Raw genomic sequence first — 22,672 nt, forward strand, 5'->3', positions numbered from 1 at the left:
AGTCGGCCTTCCGATGGGACACTGTCGGTGCACGCCTCATCGTCTGGCGGCCCGTCAGCTCCGGCCACCGCGACTAGGCTGTCCGGATGCCCGGGCGAGCTGGGAGGGCGGGGGGAGCTGCAGGCAACCGGCGCCCTAGAATGCGGCGTCCACCGTACGTACGGCGTACCGGAGGACCCTGCCGCGCCACGCGGCGGCAGGCCTTCGGCTCCGTCCCCGGCTCCACCGCAGCGCGCCCACGGCACCGGTTTACCGACCGTTTCCGGATCCTTGGTATGCGCATTGCCTGATGAAGGAAAAGGCATTGAAGGTCCATCACACGTGCTCCCCCGGAGTGACCGGACGGCGTCCCGCAGCCTCTACGCTGAGCTTCCATGAGCGTTCCCGTGTCCGTTGAGCCGAGCCCCGAGCAGCCGCGTCGTCGACGCGGCCTGCAGACGCTTCGCACCCAGGCGGCGGCCGTTCCGAGGGCCTGGCTGCCCCGCGCGGTCGGGTACGCCTGTCTGCTGATCGGCCTGGTCGACATCGCCAGCGCGGTGTTCCCCAAGCTCCGGCACTCCAAGATGCACACCTTCACCGGGCAGCTGCCCGGCGGCACCACCTCGCTGGCCGCGGTCGGGACGATGATGGTCGGCCTGCTGCTGGTGCTGCTCGCGCACGCGCTGCGCCGGCGCAAGCGGCGGGCCTGGCGGGCGGTGTGCGTGCTGCTGCCGGTCGGCGCCGCGCTGCACATCGTGCGCTGGCACCAGGTCGGCCCGGCCGTGGTCTCGCTGGCGGTCTTCGTGGTGATGCTGGTGCACCAGCGCGAGTTCTACGCCAAGGCCGACCCGCGCACCCGCTGGCGGGCGCTGGTCAACCTGATCGTGATGGGCGCCGTCAGCGTGCTGCTCGGCCTGCTGATCGTGAGCACCCGGACCAAGTACGAGATCGGCTACCCGGCCCTGCCCGAGCGCCTCCAGCACGTCGTGTACGGGCTGTTCGGCTTCGAGGGGCCGATCCGGTACAACAACGTCCGGATGTCCGACCTGGTCGCCTACCTGCTCGGCGGGCTGGGCCTGCTGACCGCCTTCACCACCGCCTACCTGGCGCTGCGCCCGGGCAAGCCCAAGCCGGAGCTGACCCCGGAGGACGAGGAGAAGGTCCGCGAGCTGCTCACCCGGCACGGCGAGCGCGACTCGCTCGGCTACTTCGCGCTGCGCCGCGACAAGAGCGTGCTGTTCTCGCCCACCGGCAAGGCCGCGATCTCCTACCGGGTGGTCTCCGGCGTGATGCTCGCCTCCGGCGACCCGGTCGGCGACGTCGAGGCCTGGCCGGGCGCGATCAAGGTGTTCATGGCCGAGGCCCGCGAGCACGCCTGGGTGCCGGCCGTGATGGGCTGCAGCGAGGTCGGCGGCGAGGTCTGGACCCGCGAGGCGGACCTGGACGCGCTGGAGCTGGGCGACGAGGCGATCGTCGACACCGCCACCTTCTCGCTCGCCGGCCGGGCCATGCGCAACGTCCGCCAGATGGTCAAGCGGATCGAGCGCAACGGCTACTCCTGCCAGGTGCGCCGGGTCCGCGACCTCAGCGTGGAGGAGAAGCACCGGATCGCCGACGCCGCCGCCCGCTGGCGCGGCACCGACACCGAGCGCGGCTTCTCGATGGCCCTCGGGCGCTTCGGCGACCCGCTGGACGACGACTGCGTGGTGGTCACCGCCCACAAGGCCCCGGAGGAGGGCGAGAGCGGCGACGACCTGAAGGCCGTGCTGCACTTCGTGCCCTGGGGGCCGGACGGCATCTCGCTGGAGCTGATGCGCCGCGACCGCGCGGCCGACCCGGGCCTGAACGAGCTGCTGATCGTCGCCGCCCTCCAGGCCGTGCCCGCGATGGGCGTGCGCCGGGTGTCGCTCAACTTCGCGATGTTCCGCTCGGCGCTGGCCCGCGGCGAGCGGATCGGCGCCGGCCCGGTGCTGCGGGCCTGGCGCGGACTGCTGGTGTTCCTCTCGCGCTGGTTCCAGATCGAATCGCTGTACAAGTTCAACGCCAAGTTCCAGCCCGAGTGGGAACCGCGCTTCCTGGTCTTCCCGAACACCCGGGACCTGCCGCGGATCGGCTTCGCCGCGATGCAGGCCGAGGCCTTCATCACCCTCGGCATGCCGCGCTTCGGCCGGCGGCGCCAGCGGGAGGGCCTGATGCCCACCCCGGGCGCCCGCGACGTCACCGAGGCCGCCTGAGGCACCGCCGCGACCAACGGGGCCCCCGCCGAGAATCCTCGGCGGGGGCCCCGTTCGATAATGGGCACATGAGCAACTCGCCGTCCTTCTCGCTGCCGGCCGGACTGCCGCGGCTCGACCGCTGCGCCGTGATGGGTGTGGTCAACGTCACGCCCGACTCCTTCTCGGACGGCGGCCTCTGGCACGACCCCGCCAAGGCGATCGCGCACGGGCTCGCCCTGCGCGCCCGCGGTGCGGACCTGGTGGACGTCGGGGGCGAGTCCACCCGGCCCGGCTCGCAGCGGGTGCCCGAGGAGGAGGAGCTGCGCCGGGTGCTGCCGGTGGTGCGCGAGCTCGTCGCGGCCGGGGTCGTGGTGTCGGTCGACACCATGCGGGCCTCCGTCGCCGAGCAGGCCGTGGCGGCCGGTGCCGCGCTCGTCAACGACGTCTCCGGCGGGCTCGCCGACCCGGCGATGGCACAGGTGGTCGCCGACACCGGCGCGCCCTTCGTGGTGATGCACTGGCGCGGCCAGTCCGCGGACATGGAGCGGCTGGCGGTCTACCGGGACGTGGTGGCGGACGTCGTCGCCGAGCTGGCCGTCCGGGTGGACGCGCTGCTGGCGGCCGGGGTCAAGGAGGACCAGCTGATCCTCGACCCGGGGCTCGGCTTCGCCAAGACCCCCGAGCACAACTGGGCGCTGCTCGGCCGGCTGGACGCGCTCACCGCGCTCGGCCGTCCCGTCCTCGTCGCCGCATCGCGCAAGCGGTTCCTGGGTACGCTGCTGGCCGACCCGCAATCCGGGGCGCTGCGCCCGGCCCGGGAGCGCGACGACGCGACCGCCGCGGTGTCGGTGCTGTCGGCCCAGGCCGGCGCCTGGGCGGTGCGGGTGCACGACGTGTCCGGCACGGCGGACGCCGTCCGGGTGGTCGCGGCCTGGCAGCACGCGGCCCGGCAAGGGGTGAGGGAGGGTCTGTGACAGGTGACGGCAGGCTGAGCGGCGGAACGGCCGGCCAGGCCCGCGAGGCGGACCTGGAGGCGGTGCTCGCGGCGAACCAGGCGCTCTACCAGGCACTGGAGGAGGGGGACCTGGAGGCGGTCGAGGACGCCTGGCTGGGCGCCGCGGACGCGGACGACAAGGGCGGCGTGGTGTGCGTGCACCCCGGCTGGCCGGTGCTGCGCGGGCGGGCGCAGGTGACCCGCTCGTACATGCTGATCATGATGAACACGGAGTACATCCAGTTCTTCCTGACCGATGTCGAGGCCGAGGTCCACGGAGATGTGGCCCTTGTCACGTGCACCGAGAACATCCTCTCCGGCGGCGAGGCGGAGGAGGAGGGGGAACTCGGTCCGCTGGTCGGCGGAAAGGTCGTATCCACGAATCTGTTCCGCCGTACCCCGGGCGGGTGGAAGCTCTGGTCGCACCACGGTTCACCCGTTCTGACCAGCGGCGACGACGAGGACGAGGACTGATTCGGGCGGCCTTCGGAAAACGCCGCCGGGAGGTCGCCCGGGAATTCCCGAGTGGTCACCGAACGTTCACGTCAATCGCCATTCCGGTGCGCGTGGCGACGGTTCGTGCCGGGTAGGACGGTCAGACGTTGTCAGCGCCCGCGGGTAGATTCGAAACGGAGTGGCGGGTGTGCTGCCCGCCTTCGCCCCGCCCGTCCATGCCATTCTCCGGGTGGGGCCCGTCCGACTGGGAGCAGTGATTCGTTTGCTGGACCGCGTCACCCTGCGGGGGCTGCGTGCCCGGGGCAACCACGGCGTCTTCGAGCGCGAGCGCATCGAGGGCCAGACCTTCGTGGTCGACCTCGTGCTGTACCTGGACACCCGCCCCGCCGCGTCCGGCGACGACCTCACCCGCACGGCGCACTACGGCCTCGTGGCCGAGGAGGTCACCGCGATCATCGCCGGGGAGCCGGTCGACCTGATCGAGACCCTGGCCCAGCGCATCGCCGACCAGTGCCTGAAGCACGAAGCGGTCGAGGAGGTCGAGGTGACCGTGCACAAGCCCGACGCCCCGATCACCGTGCCGTTCGACGACGTGACCGTGACCATTCACCGGGGCCGCGCATGACCGCCGCCGTGCGCCCCGTTCCAGTTGCAGAGGGATCTCGATGAGCACCAGCGACCCGACCGCCTCGCCGACCACGTTCGACCTGGAGAGCCGGGTGGACTCCGCCGACACCACACTGCACAGCCAGCACTGCGCGGTGATCGCACTCGGCAGCAACCTGGGCAACCGCCTGGACACCCTCCAGGGCGCCGTCGACGCGCTCGCCGACACCCCCGGGCTCAAGATCAAGGCCGTCTCCGCGGTCTACGAGACCGAGGCCGTCGGCGGCCCGGACGAACAGCCCAACTACTACAACGCGGTCGTCGTGCTGCGCACCTCGCTGCCGCCGCGCGACCTGCTGGAGCGCGGCAACGCGATCGAGGACGCCTTCGGGCGGGTCCGGACGGTGCACTGGGGTCCGCGGACCCTGGACGTCGACATCCTGGCCTACGAGGGCGTGCTCAGCGACGACCCGCAGCTGCTGCTGCCGCACCCGCGCTCGCACGAGCGGGCCTTCGTGCTCGCCCCCTGGCTGGACGCCCAGCCGGAGGCCGAGGTGCCCGGGCACGGGCAGGTCGGCGCACTGCTGGACGCGCTCGGCGGCCCGGGCGCGCAGGGCGTCCGGCGGCGGGACGACATCCGGCTGACGCTGCCGGAGTGACCGGCCGCGGCCCGGCGGCCCGGTGAGGACGGCCGGGGAACTCGACCGGGGGGCCCGGCCGTACGAGTAGGTGTCCGCCGTTCGCGCGGGTGCCCGCCCGGTCGGGCCCGGTACGGTGGCCTGGCGCCGCCGTGCCGGGCCACCGGGCGACGGCCGGCTCTGGTAACCCCGGGAAGGACCTCCTCCGAGTGAAGCTGCTTCGCCTCCGCCTGCTGGTCGGCATCACCGCTGCTACCACGGCGCTGTCCTGGGCCGGTGCCAAGCTCTGGGCCTCCCTGGACACGCTGCCGGCCGTGCCGGTCGCGGCGCCGGTGGTGCTGGCGGCGGTGGCGGTGGTCCTGTTGGCGACCGCCCTCTCGCTGCGGTCCCGGCTGAAGGCGGTGCGCGAGCGGCAGCCCGGCGCGAAGGGCGTCGACCCGCTGCTGGCGGCCCGGGCGGTGGTGCTGGGGCAGGCCAGCGCGCTGGTCTCGGCGGTGGTCACCGGCGTCTACGCGGGCGCGGGGATCTTCCTGCTGGGCGAGCTGGACGTGTCGGCGCGCAAGGACCAGGCCGTCACGGCCGGGCTCGCGGTGCTGGCGGGGGCCGCGGTGATCGCGGCGGCGCTCTGGTTGCAGCACGTGTGCAAGCTGCCGGAGAACCACGACGATCCGAGCGGCCCGGCGCCCTCGCCCCGCTGAACAGGTCCTTTTTCGTGATCTTGAGTGAAACGCCGGGCACGTGCGGTAAAACTTGCGCACTGTCAAGGGTGGAAGAGGACCCTGGGCTGACACGGCCCCAATTCGCACGCTAGTTTCTTGGCATGTCTCGCGGACGCCACCGTCATTCCTCCGTCCTCGGCCGGATCTTCCCCCCCACCGCCGCCGGCGTGCTGCTCGTCGCTGCGCTGGCGGCCCTGCTCTTCAGTCAGGACGCCGTCCTGGTGCGTTCGGTGGGCGTCGCGGCGGTCGTCGCGACGCTCGGCTTCGCGCTGCTGCTGCGGCAGCGGGACAAGGCGGCCCGGGCGGCCGCCGAGATGGCCGCGGCGCAGCGGCTGCGGGCCGAGGAGCGGTTCGAGGAGCAGCTGGCGGAGGCCGAGTACGCGGCTGAGGTCGCCGAGGAGCGGGCCACCCGGTTCGGGCGGCGGCTGACGGCGGAGAAGTCGCGGCTGGCGAAGGCCGAGACCGAGATCGCCCGGCTGCTGCGGGAGCGGGCCGTGGCGGTGGCCGAGCAGGCGCTCAAGGAGGCCGAGGCGGCCCAGCGGGCGCTCGCCGCGAGCCGCCCCAAGTACCCGGCCAGCCCGGCCGCGTTCGTCCGTGCCGCGTCCGTGCTGCGGGTGCTGGAGCGGCGGGCGGCGGAGCAGGAGGCGCGGCGGGAGCGGACGGCGGGCTCGGCGGTCGCGCTGCGGGCGCGTACGGCGCCGGCCGCTGCGGCCCAGGCGCCCGTGCCCGTGGCTGCCGTGGTGGCGCCCTCGGTGCCGGCGCCGGTGGCCCCTGCGGTGCCGACTCCGGAGCAGGCTCCGGTGGCACAGGCACAGGCACAGGCACAGGCACAGGCACAGGCACAGGACCAGACCCAGGCGTCGGTGCGGCCCGCGCCGGTGCGCCCGGCGCTGACCGCCACGGTCGGGCAGCTCGGCGGGACGCCGTCCGCTCCGGTCGCGGCGCCCGCGCCGGTGGAGCGGCAGCGGCCGCGGTCGGCGCAGTCCGGGGCGGTGCGCGGGCCGGGCTTCAGCTTCTTCGGCCGTGGTGCGGGCGCGGCCGTGCGGGCGGCGGCCCCGGCGCCGGCGGTGGGCAGCGTCGCCGAACTGGGCGAGCGCACGGACCTGGCCGACGTGGTGGGCGACGAGGCGGTGGCCGCGCAGGCGAAGGCCGAGGCGCAGGAGGCCCAGGAGGCTCGCGAGGTGCAGGAGGCCGCGGCCGGCTCGCAGTCGTCGCAGCCGGCGGCCGAGCCTGCGCCGGGCGCGCCCGCGGTGGTGGACCTGACCCCGGAGGACGAGACCGAGCTGATCCAGCTGCCGGAGCTGCGCGCCTCGCGCTAGGGCCGGACAGGACCTGAGTCAGGTCCGGATACGCGAAAGCGGCGCGGGACGTCGGTGTGACCGATGTCCCGCGCCGCTTTCGTTCCGGCGGTGCGCCGGGCCGGGAGGGGCCCGGCGGGGTGTCAGAGCTGGACGCCGAAGTCCTGGGCGATGCCCGCCAGGCCGGAGGCGTAGCCCTGGCCGACGGCGCGGAACTTCCACTCGCCGCCGTTGCGGTAGAGCTCGCCGAAGATCATGGCAGTCTCGGTGGCGGCGTCCTCGGAGAGGTCGTAGCGGGCGATCTCGGCGCCGCCGGCGGCGTTCACCACGCGGATGTACGCGTTGCGGACCTGGCCGAAGCTCTGGCCGCGGGCGACCCCGTCGTAGATGGTGACGGGGAAGGTGATCTTGACGGCCTCGGCCGGCAGGCCGGCCAGGTTGACGTTGAGCGACTCGTCGTCGCCGGCGCCCTCACCGGTGCGGTTGTCACCGGTGTGCACGACGGTGTTGTCCGGGCTGCTGGTGTTGTTGAAGAAGACGAAGTGCCCGTTGGAGAGCACCTTGCCGTCCGCGTTCAGGACGATCGCGCTGGCGTCGAGGTCGAATTCGGTGCCGGTCGTGGTCCGGACGTCCCAGCCCAGGCCGACACTGACCGCGGACAGGCCCGGGGCCTCCTTGGTCAGCGAGACGTTGCCACCCTTGGAGAGGCTCACTGGCATGGCGATTGAAGTCCTTTCGTTCGCTTTTTCCGGGACAACGCCATACTCCGGTGGGTTGGTTCCGCGAAGTCCGTGAATTCTTCGTGGACGCCAATCCTCTGGCAAAGGTCTGACAATGCCCTGGTCAGATCCGGGGGAACCGGCCCTGCAGCGACCAGATGTTCGGATTGTCGGCCAGCTCGGGGTGCATATCGAAGAGGTCGGCGAGGGTGTCCTGGAGGAAGTCCCGGGCCTCGCGCCGCAGCTCGCCGTGGCGGACCACGGCGGGCGGCTCGTCCGGCAGCCAGGTCGCGGTGATCTCGACCCAGTTGAAGCGGCGGGCGAACCGCAGCAGCTCGGTGTTCTGGGTGAAGTCGAGGTCGGCGGTCTGCACCCGGGCGGCCCGGCCGCCGTCCGGGTCGCGGTCCAGTTCCTCGACGATGTCGCACAGTGCCCAGGCGAAGTCGAGCACCGGCACCCACCCCCAGCCGGTGGACAGCTCGGCGCCCTCGGCGTCCAGGTAGACGTCGCCGCAGAACAGGTCGTACCGCAGGGACCGCACCGGGGCGGATCGGTAGTCCGTCTGCGGGGGGTCGGGGAAGCGGTTGGAGAGGGAGTAGCCGAGCTCGATCACGTACGCCATTGTCCGGGCTGCGGGCGGTGGTGCGGAACCGGGCCGCCGGCCGTCGCGGATAACCGGGTGACCGGGCGGTGCGGGCGCGGGATGATGGACGCATGCCCGAGCCCATCCGCGTACGGGGATCGGTGGTCGTCCCCGACGCCGAGCTCGTCTGGCGCTTCTCGCGTTCCTCCGGCCCCGGTGGCCAGCACGTCAACACCTCCGACAGCAAGGTCGAGCTGCGCTACGACCTGGCGGCGTCCAAGGCGCTGCCCGAGGTGTGGCGCGAGCGCGCGCTGGAGCGGCTGGCCGGGCGGCTGGTGGACGGCCGGGTGCTGGTGATCCAGGCCTCGGAGTTCCGCTCGCAGTGGCGCAACCGGGAGGCGGCCGCGGCCCGGCTGTCGGCGGTGCTGACCGAGGCGTGCGCGCCGCCGCCGAAGTCCCGCCGGGCGACCAGGCCGAGCCGGGGGATGGTCGAGCGCCGGCTGTCCAACAAGCGGCGCCGCTCCGAGCTGAAGCAGGGGCGGCAGTCGCCGCGGGGCGGCGAGTAGCCGGGGCGGCTCAGCCGAGGGCGCGGTAGCCGCCGCGGAAGTAGAGCAGCGGCCGGCCGGCCGGGCTGGGCACCGCGGCCTCCAGGACGCGGCCGAGCAGCAGGGTGTGGTCGCCCGCCGGTATCCGCTGCTCGGTGCGGCACTCGACGGTGGCGAGCGCGCCGTCGATCAGCGGGGCGCCGGAGCGCGGGCCGCGGTGGTGCGGGGTGTCCGCGAACAGCAGCCGGTCGCTGAGCCGGCCCTTCATGGCGAAGCGGGAGCCGAGCGCCTTCTGCCCCTCGGTGAGCAGCGAGACCGCCCAGGTGTCGGTGCGGGAGAGCACCTCGTCCATCCGGGAGTCCTCGCGGACCGAGATCAGGACCAGCGGCGGCTCCAGCGACACGGACAGGAAGGACGTGGCGGTCATGCCGACGTCCTCGCCGTCCTCCGGGTCGTGGACGGTCACCAGGCTCACGCCGGAGGCGAGCTGGGAGAGTGCCGCCCGGAACTCGTCGGGCGTGGCGTGGGAGGCAGCTTCGGGCTGCGGGGACGAGTACACGTACCGCACGGTAGTCGGCGGCCGCCGGAATCGGCATCGGGCCGAGGTCGTAGGACCAGCGGCGCACGGGGCGGGGTTGCGGCCGGGTCCGGGACTCACCCTCAGGAGTGAAGCAAGGGGCCTGCCGGGCGGCAGCGGGCTTCAGCGTGAGGCCAATGCGGTCGACCAAAGGAAATATTCCGATAGCGCTTTATGTCCCGCTATGGGGCGGATGAGCTGATTAAGGGTGCATTAGTGTCGTGTGATTTAAGTCACAAGTGATGGCCTATTGCTGACCGAGCGTGCCGAACGCTGTGCTCCCTGTGATTCAGTTCTTCTGGCAATCGGACGATAACCAATCAAGAACTATCCGAAGCAGCCGGGGAGCCCCCGCATGGAAGCCGAGTCGGAGCCGTACGTCCGTCTCGCGACCCTCCGCACCTTGCACCGGGTCGTGGCGGACCTCAACGCTGCCCGCAGCCTGGCGGGCACGCTGCAGGCCGTCGTCGAGGGTGCGGTGCACGGGCTCGGCTTCGACGCCGCCGCGGTCAGCCTGGTCCGCCCGGACGGGGACCTCGTGGTCGCGGCCGTCTGGGAGCTGGAGGAGAGCACCATGGGCGGCCCCTCCGTCCTGCTCGGCCAGGTCGGCTCCCGGGAGTCCTGGGACCGGCTGCTCGGCGTCAGCGACCACTGGGGCACCCTGCGCTTCCTGCCGTACGACCGCGGCTGGGCCGTCGCCAGCGACATCCCGCGCTGGATCGGGGACGGCCCGCTGCCCGTCTACGCCAACGACTGGCACCCCGCCGACGGGCTGCTCGCCCCGATGTACAGCGCCGGCGGCGACCTGCTCGGCGTCCTCTCGGTGGACCGCCCGCGCAGCGGCAAGCGGCCCGGGGCGTGGACCCGCGAGGCGCTGGAGATGTTCTCGCTGCAGGCCTCCATCGCGATCGGCAACGCCCGGCTGCGGGCCGAGATGCAGCGCGCGCTGGCCCGCCTGGAGAAGGAGCAGCAGGCCCTGCGGGCCAGCGAGGAGAGCTTCCGCCAGGCCTTCGAGTACGCGCCCAGCGGGATGGCCATCACCGAACTGCACGGCGCCGGGCGCGGCCAGCTGACCAGGGTCAACGACGCGCTCTGTCGCCTGCTCGGCCGCCCCCGCGCGGTGCTGCGCCAGCAGAGCTTCGCCGACCTCGTGCACCCGGAGGACCGGGCGCTGCTGGAGCGCACCAGCGCCGAGAGCGGCCGGGCGGAACTGCGGCTGTCCCGGCGGGACGGCGGCTACCAGTGGGTGTGCCTGCGCAACTCGATCGTGGCGGACGCGGCCGAGGGCCCGAGCTTCCTGCTCACCCACGTCGAGGACATCGAGGACCGCAAGCGCCACGAGTTCCAGCTCGCCCACCGGGCCAGCCACGACGCGCTCACCGGCCTGCCGAACGGCGCCGAACTGAAGGCCCGGCTGGGCCGCCGGCTCTGCGCCGAGCCGCAGACCGTCGGGGCCCCCGCCGGGCCGGGCGAGCCGGCCTACCCGGCGCCGTACGGCTACCCGGCCGACTCCTACAGCGCGCACGCCGCGTACGACCGGCTGGAGGGCGCGGACCCGTACGGCGGGCCGGTGCACGGCTACGGGACGCCCGAGGGCGGCCCGCCGTACGGCCTCGCCCCGGGCTACGGGGAGCACGTGCACGCGGTGGTCCCGGCCGACCAGGGCCCGGGCGGCGAGGCGTGGTCCGCACCGTTCCGCTCCGGCGTCGCGGCGTCGCTGGACAAGGGGCTCGCGGTGCTCTTCTGCGACCTGGACGGCTTCAAGTCGATCAACGACCGGTTCGGCCACAACGCGGGCGACGCGGTGCTGGTCGAGGTCGCCCGGCGGCTGAGCCAGGCCGTCCGGGACGGCGACACGGTGGCCCGGCTCGGCGGCGACGAGTTCGTCGTGCTGGCCGACGGGATCGGCCGCGAGGAGGCCAAGGACCTGGCCCACCGGCTGCGGGGCGCCATCATCCCGCCGATGCGGATCGACGGCCGGGCGATGCGGGTGGGGGTGAGCCTCGGCGTCGGCTGGGCGGGCTGCGGGATGAGCATCGAGGAGGTGCTGCACACCGCGGACGAGCGGATGTACGACGAGAAGCGGGCCCGGGGCGGCGCGGTGCGCGGCGCGCGGGGCGAGCGCTCGCACCGACGGGCGGGCTGAGCCCGCCGGTCCTGGTTACCCACGGGTTGTCAAGGGCTCTTTTCCGGCTGTCACAAAGGACAGGTAGGGTTCCCGGGTACGACAGCGTCCATGATCTGCGCCGGCGGCCCGCATCCCGGCGGCGCGAACCGGATGGGGGAGTTGACCACCGTGACGACCGCCGGCAACAACGGAGCGCCCGAGGGCGGTGCCCCGCAGGACGACGACCCGTTCGGCTACCTCTACCGCCCGGCGGAGGGTGCCTCCGGGCAGCCGGCCGAGCCACAGCAGGGCGTGCCCCGGACGTCGTACAGCCGTCCGATGGAGGTCGGCCGGGCCCAGTACGGGCAGCAGCCCTACCAGCCGCGGCCGCAGCAGCCCCCGTACGGCCAGCAGGCGGGGCCGCAGCAGGGCTACCCCGGCGGCCAGCAGCCGTACCCGCAGCAACAGCAGCCCGAGCACGGCACCGCGCCCACCCAGCAGACCCGTTACGCCGAGCACTCCCGGCCGCAGCCGGGGGAGGACCGGTCGAGCAGCGGCCGGAGCAAGGGCGCGGTGATCGGCGCGGTCGCGGTGGTCGCGGCCATAGCGATCGGCGCCGGGATCGCGCTCTCCAAGGGCGACCCGGAGGGCGACAAGACCGCCAAGGGCGGCGCCCAGACCACCGCCGCGGCTCCCCCCAGCACCCCGGCGACCGGCAGTTCGTCCCCGACCGCCTCGGCCTCGGCGAGCACCACCGCCCCGGCCGGCCCGTTGACCGTGGACGCGGGCCAGCTCCAGGCCCAGAACGCGCCGTCCGGCAACGGCGTCAAGGGCACCAAGTCCGCCGACGGCAGCTACCTGACGCTCCAGCCGGGCGGCTCGGTGACCTGGAACGGCGAGGTCGCCGCGGCCGGCACCTACAAGCTGAACGTGCACTACAACAACACCGGCGGGGACCTGAAGGGCGCCGCCTCGGTGAACGGCAAGGACTGGCCGAGCGGGCTGCTCTTCAAGAACTACGTGCCCGGCAAGGACCCGGCGTCCTCCTGGTTCAACACCTGGATACTCCCGCAGCTCCAGGCCGGGACGAACAGCATCACCTTCACCGTGCCCTCCGGGTCGATCCTGATCGACCAGATCACCCTCGAACCGAATGCGACCGGCTGACCGGTTGAGCGGCTGACCGGTTGAGCGGCTGAGCCGGAACGCGAGACGGCCGCCCGTCCCCGTGGGGGAAGGGCGGCCGTCGGCGTTCCGGCGCTCCGTCAGGCGGGCTTGACCACGTCGAAGCGCTCGCCGCCGAGGACCCAGCGGCCGCGGCGCATGACGGCGACCAGGTCGTAGCCCTCGGAGTCGAGCACGACCAGGTCGGCCTGCTTGCCGGCCTCCAGCGAGCCGATCGAGTCGGCGAGGCCCAGCAGGCGGGCCGGGGTGGCGGACAGCGACTCGACGGTCTGGTTCAGCGTCAGGCCGTTGACGGTGAGCGAACGCTTGAAGGCGACGTCCAGGGTGAGCGTGGAGCCGGCGATGGCGCCGCCCTCGACCAGCCGGGCGACGCCGTCCTTGACCTCGACCTGGAGCGGGCCGAGCGGGTAGAGGCCGTCGCCCATGCCGGCCGCGCCCATCGCGTCGGTGATCAGGGCGACCCGGGACGCCCCGGCGGTGCCGTAGGCGAGGTCGAGCACGGACGGGTGCAGGTGCACGCCGTCGTTGATCAGCTCGACGGTGACCCGCTCGTCCTCCAGCAGCGCCACGATCGGGCCCGGGGCGCGGTGGGCGATCCCGGGCATGGCGTTGAAGAGGTGGGTGGCGACGCTCGCGCCGGCGTCGATCGCCTCCAGCGTGGTGGCGTAGTCGGAGTCGGTGTGGCCGACGGCGGCGATCACGCCGAGGTCGGCGAGCATCCGCACCGAGTCCAGGCCGCCGGGCAGTTCGGGGGCCAAGGTCACCATCTTCGCGTGGCCCCGGGCGGCGTCGACCAGCTTGCGCACCAGCGCCGGGTCCGGGTCGCGCAGCAGGTCGGGGCGGTGGGCGCCGCAGCGGTTGTGGGAGATGAACGGGCCCTCGAAGTGGATGCCGGCCAGCACGCCGTCCTCGACCAGCTCGGACAGCACGGACGCCTGGCGGGCGACCTCGTCGATCTCCCCGGTGACGGTGGACGCGACCGTGGTGGTGGTGCCGTGCTCCAGGTGCGTACGGGCGGCGAGCAGGGCCTCCTCGGCGATGCCGGAGGCGTAGGAGGCGCCGCCGCCGCCGTGCACGTGCAGGTCGACGAAGCCGGGCACGACGGTGTACCCGGTCAGGTCGAGGTCGCCGGGCCCGCTCTCGCCTCCGAGGCCGGCGATCCGGTCGCCCTCGACGGCCAGGCGGCCGCCCTCGACGACGCCGCCGGGCAGGACCAGCCGGGCGCCGGCCAGTGCGGTACGGTCACGGTCCGCGGTGGTCACGCGGTCACCTCCATGGAGAGCAGATCCCAGGCGAGCAGGCCCGCGCCCAGGGACGCGGCGGTGTCTTTGAGCATGGCGGGTACGACCTTCGGGGGCATCTGGAAGGTCAGGCGCTCGGTGACCGCCGTGCGCAGCGGGCCGAAGAGCGTGTCACCGGCCTCGGCCAGCCCGCCGCCGACGATCACCGTGGACGGGTCGAGCAGGCTCTGGGCGAGCACGATCCCGTCGGCGAGGGCGTCGACGGCGCCCTGCCAGACCGCGAGCGCGCGGTCGTCCCCGGCGTCCACCGCGGCGGCGCAGGATGCCGCGTCGGCGTCGGGGTCGCCGCTGGCCGCGGCCCAGGCACGGGACACGGCGGAGGCGGAGGCGAGCGTCTCCAGACAGCCGCGGGCGCCGCAGCCGCACTGCGGTCCGCCCGGGCGGACCACGACGTGGCCGATCTCGCCGCCGTAGCCGTGCGCGCCGGCCTCGATCCGGCCGCCGATGCCGATGGCACCGGCGATGCCGGTGCCCAGCGCGATGAACAGGAAGCGGTCGACGCCCCGGCCGGCGCCGAGCCGGCCCTCGGCCAGGCCGCCCGAGCGCACGTCGTGGCCGAGTGCGACGGGGATGGCGGCTCCGTCGGGCCCGGCCAGGCGCTCGCCCAGCAGCTTGCGCAGCGGGAGGTCCCGCCAGCCGAGGTTGGCCGAGTAGACCGCGATGCCGTTCCTCTCGTCGATCGTGCCCGGGACGGCGACGCCGGCCGCGAGCGGGGCGACGCCGAAGCGGCCCCGGCCCTCGTCCGCCAGGTCGGCGGCGAAGTCGAGGATGGCGGCGACCACGGCGTCCGTGCCGTGCTCCCGTCCGGTCGGTCGGCGTGCTTCGAACAGCACGGAGCCGTCCTGGGCGAGCAGCGCGGCCTTCATGCCGGTGCCGCCTACATCGAGTGCGATGACGTGCTTCACGGAGGACAGTTTCCCTTGGTCGGGTAGAAGAGGTCTAGTCCAGTTGTCGGATTGGTCTGGTCCAAAGTAGGTGAGCTTTGTCGCAGATGGGGTCGGTGTGAGCGGCTTTGCGTCGGGCGCCTTCCGTTCACCTTCTGTTGCGCATCGTGCAATGACGTCCGCACTTCGATAACTACTCGGCGGGCTCGGCACAGTGGTGTGGACCACCGCCCGGTGGGTTTGGCAGTGTTGCGCCTCCCCCCTCCCGGATTCCCCCGTCCGGTCGCAGTTCTCCCCTGAAGGCGGTACCCGCGTTGAACAGGCGCGCCCACGTTCCCACCCGCGTCCTCGGCACCGCGCTGGCCGGAGCACTGGTACTCACCGCCGTCAGCGCCTGCGGCGGGCAGAACGACGGGCCGGTCACCCTCAAGCTGGTCGCCGCCGACTACGGGGAGAGCGCCGACACCAGCTCCAAGCTCTACTGGGACGAGATCGCGCACGGCTTCGAAGCCGCCAACCCCGGCATCAAGGTCGACGTCGAGGTGGACAGCTGGACCGACATCGGCAAGAAGGTCGACGACATGATCGCGGCCGGCAAGTCCCCCGACCTGCTGCAGACCGGCGGCTTCGCCGACCAGGTCGCGGCGGACCGGCTGTACCCGGCCGCCGACGTGCTCTCGATGGACACCCAGGCCAACTTCCTGGACACCTTCGCGCACGCCGGGCAGGTGCTCGGCACCCAGTACGGCATCCCGTTCGTCTCCTCCTCCCGGGTGCTCTTCTACAACAAGGCCGTCTTCCGCCAGGCCGGCATCACCCAGCCGCCGGCCACCTGGAACGAACTGCGCCAGGACGCCGAGAAGATCAAGGCCAAGGTGCCGGGCGTGACCCCGTACGGGCTGCCGCTCGGGCCGGAGGAGGCGCCGGCCGAGTCCATGCTGTGGACGCTGAGCGGCGGCGGCAGCCTCTCCGACGACGTCGGCAACTACACCATCGACAGCACCCAGAACCAGGCCACCTTCAGCTGGCTGAAGAACAACCTGGTGGCCACCGGGCTGACCTATCCGGACCCGGGCAAGATGAACCGCACCCCGGTCTTCCAGGACTTCGCGGCCGGGAAGGTCGCGATGCTGAACGGGCACCCGACGCTGCTGCGGATGGCCGCCGCCGGGAAGATCGACTTCGGGACGGCGCCGATCCCCAAGAAGGACGGCGTGGGCAAGACCGGCAGCCTCGGCGTCGCGGACTGGATGATGGCGTTCAAGGCCAACGGGCACAAGAACGAGATCAAGAAGTTCCTGTCCTTCGCCTACTCCCGCGAGTTCCAGCTGAAGTTCGACGAGCAGTACAACCTGCTGCCGGTCACCCAGGACGCGTTCAACCAGATGACGTCCGACCCGAAGCACGAGGACCTCAAGCAGTTCGCGGTCGGGCTGACCAACGCCAGCTTCTACCCGTTCGGGGACCCGGCCTGGGGCGACGTCAGCAACCGGATCAAGGCCGGGATCGGGCAGGCCGTCACCGGGGACCCGAAGCAGGCGCTCGCCGGGCTGCAGGACGCGGCGGTCAAGGAGGCGGCCCGGGTCCGCAGGTGAACCCGGGCCGGGGCGCTCTCCAGGGGCGGGGTCTCAGGGTCGGGCTCGTCAGGGTCGGGCTCGTCAGGGGAGCGTGATGGCGTAGGCCTTGCGGAGCGTCTCGTGGACCGTCCAGGTGGTCCGGTCGCCCTCGCGCAGCACGGCGCAGTCGCCCGGGCCGACCTCCAGGGTCGGGCCGCCCTCGACCTCGATGGTGGCCCGGCCGCTGAGCACCACGAACAGCTCGTCGGCCTCCACGTCGGTGACCACGCCCGGGGTGATCTGCCAGATGCCGCGCAGCTGGCGGCCGTCGGAGGACTCGGAGAGGACCAGGCCGGAGACCTCCGGGGTGCCGGAGACGATCTGGGCCGGGTCGAGAGGGTCGGGTTCGAGGTCGGCGGTGGGGATGTGCACGGCGAAGCTGGGCGTGGTCATACCGCCGACGCTAGCCGGGGCGGCCGGGCGCCGGAGGGCGCACAGTGTGTCCGGCTCACGCGGGAGAATGACACTCCGTAGTGATGGCGGAGGTGTCCTGGTGGGCGAGCTGAGTGAGCGGGACCTGGCGGTGCTGGCCCTGGAGGGGCGGCAGTGGCGGACGGCCGGGGCCAAGGAGCGGGCGATCCGGGAGGAGCTGGGGCTCTCCTCCACCCGGTACTACCAGCTGCTGAACGCGCTGCTGGACCGGCCGGAGGCACTGGCGCACGCCCCGGTGCTGGTGAACCGGCTGCGCCGGATCCGGGAGGCCCGGCGGTCCGCGCGGTAGCGGGAGGGGGCCGCGGGGTAGGGCTCGGGCATGGGCTTTGACGAGAAGTGGGTGCCGGTCACGGCTGCCGGGCGGGACGGGCTGCGGGCGATCCTGGCGGCGCCGGGCGAGGCGGTGATCGCGCTGGACTTCGACGGGACGCTGGCGCCGATCGTGGCGGACCCCGATCGGGCGCGGGCGCATCCGGGGGCGGCGGCTGCGCTGCGGGCGCTGGTGCCGGCGGTGCGGGCCGTGGTGGTGGTGACCGGGCGGCCGGCCGCGCTGGCGGCGGAGTACGGCGGCCTGGACGGGCTGCCCGGGGTCGTGGTGCTGGGGCACTACGGCGCCGAGCGCTGGGAGGGCGGCGAGGTGACCGCGCCGCCGGTGCACCCCGGGGTGGCCGGGGCGCGGGCGGCGCTGCCGGGCCTGCTGGCGGCGGCGGGGGCGCCCGAGGGGACGTGGCTGGAGGACAAGGGGCGCTCGCTGGCGGTGCACACCCGGCGCACGGCGGCGCCCGAGGAGGCGCTGGAGCTGCTGCGGGCGCCGGTCGGCGAGCTGGCGGCCGGGCACGGGCTGGTGGTGGAGCCCGGGCGGCTGGTGCTGGAGCTGCGGCCGCCGGGGGTGGACAAGGGCGCGGCGCTGACCGGCTTCCTGCGCGAGCGCGGGGCCGGCTCGGTGCTGTACGCGGGGGACGACCTGGGGGACGTGGCGGCCTTCGCGGCGGTGGAGAAGCTGCGCGGCGAGGGGGTGGCGGGGCTGCTGGTGTGCAGCGGCGCGGTGGGGGACGCGCCGGTGCGCGAGCTCGCCGACCGGGCGGACCTGGTGGTCGCGGGCCCGGCCGGCGTGGTGGAACTGCTCGCGGCGCTCGGCGCGGCCGTCGGCGCGGGCTGAGCCGGGCGGCAGCGCGCGGTCGGGCCGGTTCAGCGCGCGTCGAGCCGGCTCAGAGCGCGTCGAGCCGGTTCACAGCGGGCCGAGCTGGTTCACAGCGCGTTGAGCTGGTCGAGGAACCACTGCTGCGGGGGCAGCGCGGTGGCCGCCGCCGCGAGGCGCTTGGTGCGGTCGGCGCGCTCCTCCTCGGGCATGGTGAGGCCGGCGTGCAGGGCGTCGGCGGTGGCGATGACGTCGTACGGGTTGACGGTGAGCGCGTCCTCGGCGAGTTCGGCGTACGCGCCGGCCTCGCGGGAGAGCACCAGGGCGCAGCCGTGGTCGGACACCACCGGAACCTCCTTGGCGACCAGGTTCATGCCGTCCCGGATCGGGTTGACCAGGGCCACGTCGGCGAGCCGGTAGGCGGCCAGGGAGCGCGGGAAGTCGTCGTCGACGTGCAGGATCAGCGGCTGCCAGGCGGGGGTGGCGAACTCGGCGTTGATGTCCTCGGCGAGCCGTTGGACCTGGGCGGTGTAGGCGCGGTACTCGGCGAGGTCGGTGCGCGAGGGGTAGGCGAAGGCGATGTGCACCACTCGGTCGTGCCATTCGGGGCGGGTGCGCAGCAGGTGCCGGTAGGCCTGGAGGCCGCGGACGATGTTCTTGCTCAGCTCGGTGCGGTCGACCCGGACGATGGTGCGGCGCCCGCCGACGGCCTCGCGGAGGGCGGCGAGGCGTTCGTCGACGTCCGGGCGGTGGGAGCGTTCGCGCAGGAAGTCGGCGTCGGCGCCGAGCGCGTGGACGCCGAGCCGGGTGGTGCGGCCGGCGTGGGTGACGGTCATGGCGTCCCGGTCGACCTCGGCACCGAGCAGGTCGGCGCAGCAGTCGGCGAAGGCCAGCGCCCAGCGGCGGGTCAGGAAGCCGGCCCGGTCGGCGCCCAGGATGCCGGTGAGGACGGCCTCGGCGACGTCGTCGGGCAGCAGCCGGTAGTACTCGGGCGGGGCCCACGGGGTGTGCGAGAAGTGGCCGATCCGCAGGTCGGGGCGGGCGGCGCGGAGCAGTGCCGGGGTCAGCGAGAGGTGGTAGTCCTGGACCAGCACGGCGGCCCCGGGGGCGGCCTCGGCGGCCAGCGCCTCGGCGAAGGCGGTGTTGTAGGCGCGGTAGGCGGCCCACTCGGTGCGGAACCCGGCGTCGAAGGCGGGGGCGGTGGGGGTGGCGTAGAGCAGGTGGTGGACGAACCAGAGGGTGGAGTTGGCGACGCCGTTGTAGGCGCGGGCGAAGGTGTCGGGATCGATGTCCAGCATGCGGACGGCCTGGCCGCCCACGTCGTGCCCGGCGAGGTCGAGGCGGCCGTCCGGGGCCTCTCTGGCGGCCTGTCGGTCGGCGGCGCCGAGGGCGGCGCAGACCCAGACGGCGTCGGGGTCGTCGATGGCGGAGAGGCCGGAGACCAGGCCTCCGCCGCCGCGGCGGAGGGTCAGCGTGCCGTCGTCCGCGGTGCTGAACGACACCGGTCCCCGATTGGAGGCCACCAGGACGGGGGCGGTGCCGGTCGCACTCGAACGTTCGGTCGTGAGATCGCCCATGTTTGGTACGTTGCCTGGGCTCCGGAGCGGCAAACCCTTTCGGTGGGTGTTCAGTGTCGGGTCGCGTACTCGGGCACGGTGTGCATGGGCGGGCGTTCCAGGGCGGTCACCGGGTGGGTGTGGGCGGTGAACTCCCGGCTCTGCGGGTCGCGGGTGAACTGGGTCAGCAGCGGGTGGACGAGGTCGGCCGAGGCCTTCAGCCGGTGCGTGCGGTCGAGGCGTTCGAGGGCGGTGCGGTAGATGGTGGCGGCCATCCGGCCGAGGGCCTGGCCGTCCTGGTGCCGGTGGTGCCGGACGCCGACGTCCACCTGGGCCAGGGCGTCCAGCCCGACCGTCTCCAGCGCGTCGACCAGCAGGCCGAGTTCGACGCCGTAGCCGGTGGGGAAGGGGAGCCGTTCGAGCAGTGCGCGGCGGGCCGCGTACTCGCCGCCGAGCGGCTGGACGAAACCGGCGAGTTCCGGCCAGTGCAGGTTGAGCAGCGGGCGGGCGACCAGTTCGGTGACCCGGCCGCCGCCGGCCGGGACCACCGCCCCCTCCGTCTCCAGCGGCCGGTCGTACATGGCCTTGACCAGCTGGATGTCCGGTTCGGTGAGCAGCGGGCCGAGGATGCCGGAGACGAAGGCCGGGTCGAACTCGCGCAGGTCGGCGTCGACGAAGCAGACGATGTCGCCGCGGGTGACCAGCAGCGAGCGCCAGAGCACCTCGCCCTTGCCGGGGACGGCGGGCAGCCGGGGCAGGATCGCGTCGCGGTACTCCACCCGGGCGCCGGCCCGGGCGGCGACGGCGGCGGTGGCGTCGGCCGAGCCGGAGTCGATCACGACGAGTTCGTCGACCAGCGGGAGGCGCTCCATCAGCTCGCGGCGGATGGTGCGGACGATGTCGCCGACGGTGGCCTCCTCGTCCAGTGCGGGCAGCACCACGCTGACCGTGTGGCCGGTCCGGCGCTTGGCCTCCAGCAGGGCGTGCACCGGCCGGTCGACCGCGCTCCACGAGCGGCGGCGCAGCCAGGACGCCGCCTGCGGGAGCAGCGCGGGGGTCGGTTCGGCGGGCACGGGACTCTCCTCGGCGGGGTCGGTGGGACGCGCCATCTCGCGTGGCGGACGATCCCGTTCGGGGTTGACGCCTTCGGATACAGTCTTCGTACAGCGGCCGGACCTTTGCACGTCGGGGTCGCCGTTGAGCACCACCACAATTTCACAAGCTCATCCAGAGGGACTGAGGGAACGGCCCGTTGACGTCCCGGCAACCTTCTCGCGCGGCTGTCTGTCGACAGGCCCCGGCGGGACAGGTGCCAATTCCGGCCTGTGGCGCGACCGTGCCACGGGGAAGATGAGGAGAGAGGCCTCCGCCATCATGGCTATCGACACTGTCGCACCCGCATCCGTGGACCTCGGCCCCGCCACCGCGCTGTCCTGTCGGGAGTGCGGCACCCGCTTCCCGCTCGGTCCGAGCTTCGCCTGCCTGGAGTGCTTCGGCCCGCTGGAGATCGCGTACGACTTCGGCAGCGAGGGCGCCGAGGCGCTGCGCCGCCGGATCGAGGCCGGCCCGAGTTCGATCTGGCGCTACGCGCCGCTGCTGCCCGTCCCGGCCGACGTCGCCACCAAGCCCAACCTGAACCCCGGTTGGACCCCGCTGGTCAAGGCGGACAACCTGGGCCGCGAGCTGGGCTTCACCGCGCAGCTGCACATCAAGGACGACTCGGGCAACCCGACCCACTCGTTCAAGGACCGCGTGGTGGCCTGCGCCATCGAGGCCGCGCGGGCCTTCGGCTTCACGACGCTCTCCTGCTCCTCCACCGGCAACCTGGCCGGCGCGGTGGGCGCGGCGGCCGCCCGGGCCGGTTTCAAGTCCTGCGTGTTCATCCCGCACGACCTGGAGCAGGGCAAGGTCGTCATGGCCGGGGTGTACGGCGGCGAGCTGGTCGGCATCGAGGGCAACTACGACGACGTGAACCGCTTCTGCTCGGAGCTGATCGGCGATCCGGCCGGTGAGGGCTGGGGCTTCGTCAACGTCAACCTGCGCCCCTACTACGGCGAGGGCTCCAAGACGCTGGCGTACGAGATCTGCGAGCAGCTCGGCTGGCGGCTGCCGGAGCAGATCGTCATCCCGATCGCCTCCGGCTCCCAGCTGACCAAGATCGACAAGGGGCTGCAGGAGCTGATCAGGCTCGGCCTGGTCGAGGACCGGCCGTACCGGGTCTTCGGCGCCCAGGCGGCGGGCTGCTCGCCGGTATCGGCGGCGTTCAAGGCCGGCCAGGACGTGATCCGCCCGGTCAAGCCGGACACCATCGCCAAGTCGCTGGCGATCGGCAACCCGGCGGACGGCCCGTACGTGCTGGACATCGCCCGGCGCACCGGCGGTGCGGTCGAGGACGTCACCGACGCCGAGGTGGTGGACGCGATCCGGCTGCTGGCCCGGACCGAGGGCGTCTTCGCCGAGACCGCGGGCGGGGTGACCGTCGGCGTGCTGAAGAAGCTGGTGGAGACCGGCCAGCTGGACCCGGCCAAGGAGACCGTCGCGATCAACACCGGCGACGGCCTGAAGACCCTGGACGCCGTCGCCGGGGCCGGGATGACCGCCGTCATCCGCCCGACCCTGGCGTCCTTCCACGACGCCGGCCTCGCGTCCGCCTGAAACACCCCCCACCCCGCTGGGTCGCACCCGCTAGGAGAATCATGAGCGCCAACGTCCGTATCCCCACCATCCTGCGCACCTACACCGGCGGCGCCGCCGAGGTGGCCGCCGAGGGCGCCACCCTGGGCGAGGTCATCGCCGACCTGGAGAAGAACCACGCGGGGATCGCCGCCCGCATCCTGGACGACGCCGGCAAGCTGCGCCGTTTCGTCAACGTCTACGTGAACGACGACGACGTGCGCTTCGCCGAGGGCCTGGCGACCGGGATCGCGGCCGGCGCCAGCGTCTCGATCATCCCGGCGGTGGCCGGCGGCTGCTGAGCCGCGCCCCGACCCGGGCACCCCGCCCGAGCCGTTCGTCCGACCGGGCGTGGGGGGGGAGCGGCATACGGTAGTCGTAACGCCGGGAGGGCGCCCCGCCATCAGGGGGGGTTATGTGGGGGGCAGTTGGGGTTTTGGTTTGGGTGGG

At 73.3% G+C, this 22,672-nt stretch carries 23 protein-coding genes and 1 riboswitch; of the genes, 15 read left to right on the forward strand and 8 right to left on the reverse strand.

Features of this window, described 5'->3' with window-relative positions:
- Positions 1-374 precede the first annotated feature (374 nt).
- From ACFWPT_RS16975 to ACFWPT_RS17005, 7 genes are all read left to right on the forward strand, one after another.
- On the forward strand, positions 375-2,213 hold the full coding sequence (locus ACFWPT_RS16975) for a phosphatidylglycerol lysyltransferase domain-containing protein (protein WP_380482419.1): 1,839 nt from the start codon (positions 375-377) through the stop codon (positions 2,211-2,213).
- Between the two features lie 68 nt (positions 2,214-2,281).
- Positions 2,282-3,169 (forward strand): dihydropteroate synthase, encoded by an 888-nt coding sequence (folP, locus tag ACFWPT_RS16980; RefSeq protein ID WP_063348247.1) that lies wholly within the window; start codon positions 2,282-2,284, stop codon positions 3,167-3,169.
- Complete coding sequence (locus ACFWPT_RS16985) at positions 3,166-3,663, forward strand: nuclear transport factor 2 family protein (protein ID WP_063348246.1); 498 nt, start codon at positions 3,166-3,168, stop codon at positions 3,661-3,663. Before folP ends, ACFWPT_RS16985 begins: the two co-directional genes overlap by 4 nt.
- Before the next feature lie 247 nt (positions 3,664-3,910).
- Positions 3,911-4,270, forward strand: a complete 360-nt coding sequence (gene folB, locus ACFWPT_RS16990) for a dihydroneopterin aldolase (protein WP_063351209.1) — start codon at positions 3,911-3,913, stop codon at positions 4,268-4,270.
- Positions 4,271-4,310: 40 nt separating this feature from the next.
- A complete protein-coding gene (folK, locus tag ACFWPT_RS16995; RefSeq protein WP_063348245.1) occupies positions 4,311-4,910 on the forward strand; it encodes a 2-amino-4-hydroxy-6-hydroxymethyldihydropteridine diphosphokinase in 600 nt (199 codons plus the stop codon).
- 188 nt (positions 4,911-5,098) lie between these two features.
- A complete protein-coding gene (locus ACFWPT_RS17000) occupies positions 5,099-5,587 on the forward strand; it encodes a DUF3180 domain-containing protein (protein ID WP_063348244.1) in 489 nt (162 codons plus the stop codon).
- 122 nt (positions 5,588-5,709) lie between these two features.
- Positions 5,710-6,927, forward strand: coding sequence for a hypothetical protein (locus ACFWPT_RS17005; protein WP_380482421.1), 1,218 nt, complete (start codon positions 5,710-5,712; stop codon positions 6,925-6,927).
- 122 nt (positions 6,928-7,049) lie between these two features.
- Here the strand turns inward: ACFWPT_RS17005 and ACFWPT_RS17010 are convergent, their stop codons facing one another.
- Positions 7,050-7,625 (reverse strand): TerD family protein, encoded by a 576-nt coding sequence (locus ACFWPT_RS17010; RefSeq protein WP_063348242.1) that lies wholly within the window; start codon positions 7,623-7,625, stop codon positions 7,050-7,052.
- 124 nt (positions 7,626-7,749) lie between these two features.
- Positions 7,750-8,247: a hypothetical protein gene (locus ACFWPT_RS17015; protein ID WP_380380883.1), complete on the reverse strand. Its 498-nt coding sequence runs from the start codon at positions 8,245-8,247 to the stop codon at positions 7,750-7,752.
- Positions 8,248-8,339: 92 nt separating this feature from the next.
- Here ACFWPT_RS17015 and arfB point away from each other — a divergent pair, with 92 nt between their 5' ends.
- On the forward strand, positions 8,340-8,774 hold the full coding sequence (arfB, locus tag ACFWPT_RS17020; RefSeq protein WP_063348241.1) for an alternative ribosome rescue aminoacyl-tRNA hydrolase ArfB: 435 nt from the start codon (positions 8,340-8,342) through the stop codon (positions 8,772-8,774).
- Between the two features lie 10 nt (positions 8,775-8,784).
- On the opposite strand, the gene ACFWPT_RS17025 is transcribed toward arfB, so the two are convergent.
- A complete protein-coding gene (locus ACFWPT_RS17025) occupies positions 8,785-9,321 on the reverse strand; it encodes a flavin reductase family protein (protein ID WP_380341611.1) in 537 nt (178 codons plus the stop codon).
- A gap of 364 nt (positions 9,322-9,685) precedes the next feature.
- Here ACFWPT_RS17025 and ACFWPT_RS17030 point away from each other — a divergent pair, with 364 nt between their 5' ends.
- Both ACFWPT_RS17030 and ACFWPT_RS17035 read left to right on the forward strand, forming a co-directional pair.
- Positions 9,686-11,476 carry a diguanylate cyclase gene (locus ACFWPT_RS17030; protein ID WP_063348239.1) on the forward strand — a complete coding sequence of 597 codons (1,791 nt, stop codon included), beginning with the start codon at positions 9,686-9,688 and terminating at the stop codon, positions 11,474-11,476.
- 90 nt (positions 11,477-11,566) lie between these two features.
- Complete coding sequence (locus ACFWPT_RS17035) at positions 11,567-12,604, forward strand: hypothetical protein (RefSeq protein WP_380482424.1); 1,038 nt, start codon at positions 11,567-11,569, stop codon at positions 12,602-12,604.
- Between the two features lie 98 nt (positions 12,605-12,702).
- Here ACFWPT_RS17035 and nagA read toward each other — a convergent pair whose 3' ends face one another.
- Positions 12,703-13,884: an N-acetylglucosamine-6-phosphate deacetylase gene (nagA, locus tag ACFWPT_RS17040; RefSeq protein WP_380482428.1), complete on the reverse strand. Its 1,182-nt coding sequence runs from the start codon at positions 13,882-13,884 to the stop codon at positions 12,703-12,705.
- A complete protein-coding gene (locus ACFWPT_RS17045; RefSeq protein WP_063348236.1) occupies positions 13,881-14,828 on the reverse strand; it encodes an ROK family protein in 948 nt (315 codons plus the stop codon). Before ACFWPT_RS17045 ends, nagA begins: the two co-directional genes overlap by 4 nt.
- A 293-nt stretch (positions 14,829-15,121) precedes the next feature.
- Between ACFWPT_RS17045 and ACFWPT_RS17050 the strand changes: the two genes are divergently transcribed.
- The gene (locus tag ACFWPT_RS17050; RefSeq protein ID WP_380482431.1) at positions 15,122-16,402 is read left to right on the forward strand and encodes an extracellular solute-binding protein; all 1,281 of its coding nucleotides are present in this window, start codon (positions 15,122-15,124) and stop codon (positions 16,400-16,402) included.
- A 63-nt stretch (positions 16,403-16,465) separates the two neighbouring features.
- Here the strand turns inward: ACFWPT_RS17050 and ACFWPT_RS17055 are convergent, their stop codons facing one another.
- Positions 16,466-16,816, reverse strand: a complete 351-nt coding sequence (locus ACFWPT_RS17055) for a cupin domain-containing protein (protein ID WP_380482434.1) — start codon at positions 16,814-16,816, stop codon at positions 16,466-16,468.
- Positions 16,817-16,883: 67 nt separating this feature from the next.
- Between ACFWPT_RS17055 and ACFWPT_RS17060 the strand changes: the two genes are divergently transcribed.
- Positions 16,884-17,144: a DUF3263 domain-containing protein gene (locus ACFWPT_RS17060; RefSeq protein ID WP_063348233.1), complete on the forward strand. Its 261-nt coding sequence runs from the start codon at positions 16,884-16,886 to the stop codon at positions 17,142-17,144.
- Between the two features lie 30 nt (positions 17,145-17,174).
- Positions 17,175-18,014: a trehalose-phosphatase gene (gene otsB, locus ACFWPT_RS17065; RefSeq protein WP_063348232.1), complete on the forward strand. Its 840-nt coding sequence runs from the start codon at positions 17,175-17,177 to the stop codon at positions 18,012-18,014.
- 89 nt (positions 18,015-18,103) lie between these two features.
- On the opposite strand, the gene ACFWPT_RS17070 is transcribed toward otsB, so the two are convergent.
- Both ACFWPT_RS17070 and ACFWPT_RS17075 read right to left on the reverse strand, forming a co-directional pair.
- Positions 18,104-19,570, reverse strand: a complete 1,467-nt coding sequence (locus ACFWPT_RS17070) for a trehalose-6-phosphate synthase (RefSeq protein ID WP_380482437.1) — start codon at positions 19,568-19,570, stop codon at positions 18,104-18,106.
- Positions 19,571-19,620: 50 nt separating this feature from the next.
- Positions 19,621-20,622, reverse strand: a complete 1,002-nt coding sequence (locus ACFWPT_RS17075) for a glucosyl-3-phosphoglycerate synthase (RefSeq protein ID WP_244293389.1) — start codon at positions 20,620-20,622, stop codon at positions 19,621-19,623.
- Positions 20,623-20,769: 147 nt separating this feature from the next.
- A riboswitch (SAM riboswitch) is annotated at positions 20,770-20,906 on the forward strand.
- A gap of 17 nt (positions 20,907-20,923) precedes the next feature.
- Here ACFWPT_RS17075 and thrC point away from each other — a divergent pair.
- Both thrC and ACFWPT_RS17085 read left to right on the forward strand, forming a co-directional pair.
- Positions 20,924-22,204, forward strand: coding sequence for a threonine synthase (thrC, locus tag ACFWPT_RS17080; protein WP_380374802.1), 1,281 nt, complete (start codon positions 20,924-20,926; stop codon positions 22,202-22,204).
- A gap of 41 nt (positions 22,205-22,245) precedes the next feature.
- Positions 22,246-22,524, forward strand: coding sequence for a MoaD/ThiS family protein (locus ACFWPT_RS17085; protein ID WP_063348229.1), 279 nt, complete (start codon positions 22,246-22,248; stop codon positions 22,522-22,524).
- The last annotated feature ends 148 nt before the right edge of the window (positions 22,525-22,672 follow it).

The organism is Kitasatospora sp. NPDC058478 (genome assembly GCF_042720345.1).
Taxonomy (GTDB): Bacteria; Actinomycetota; Actinomycetes; order Streptomycetales; family Streptomycetaceae; genus Kitasatospora.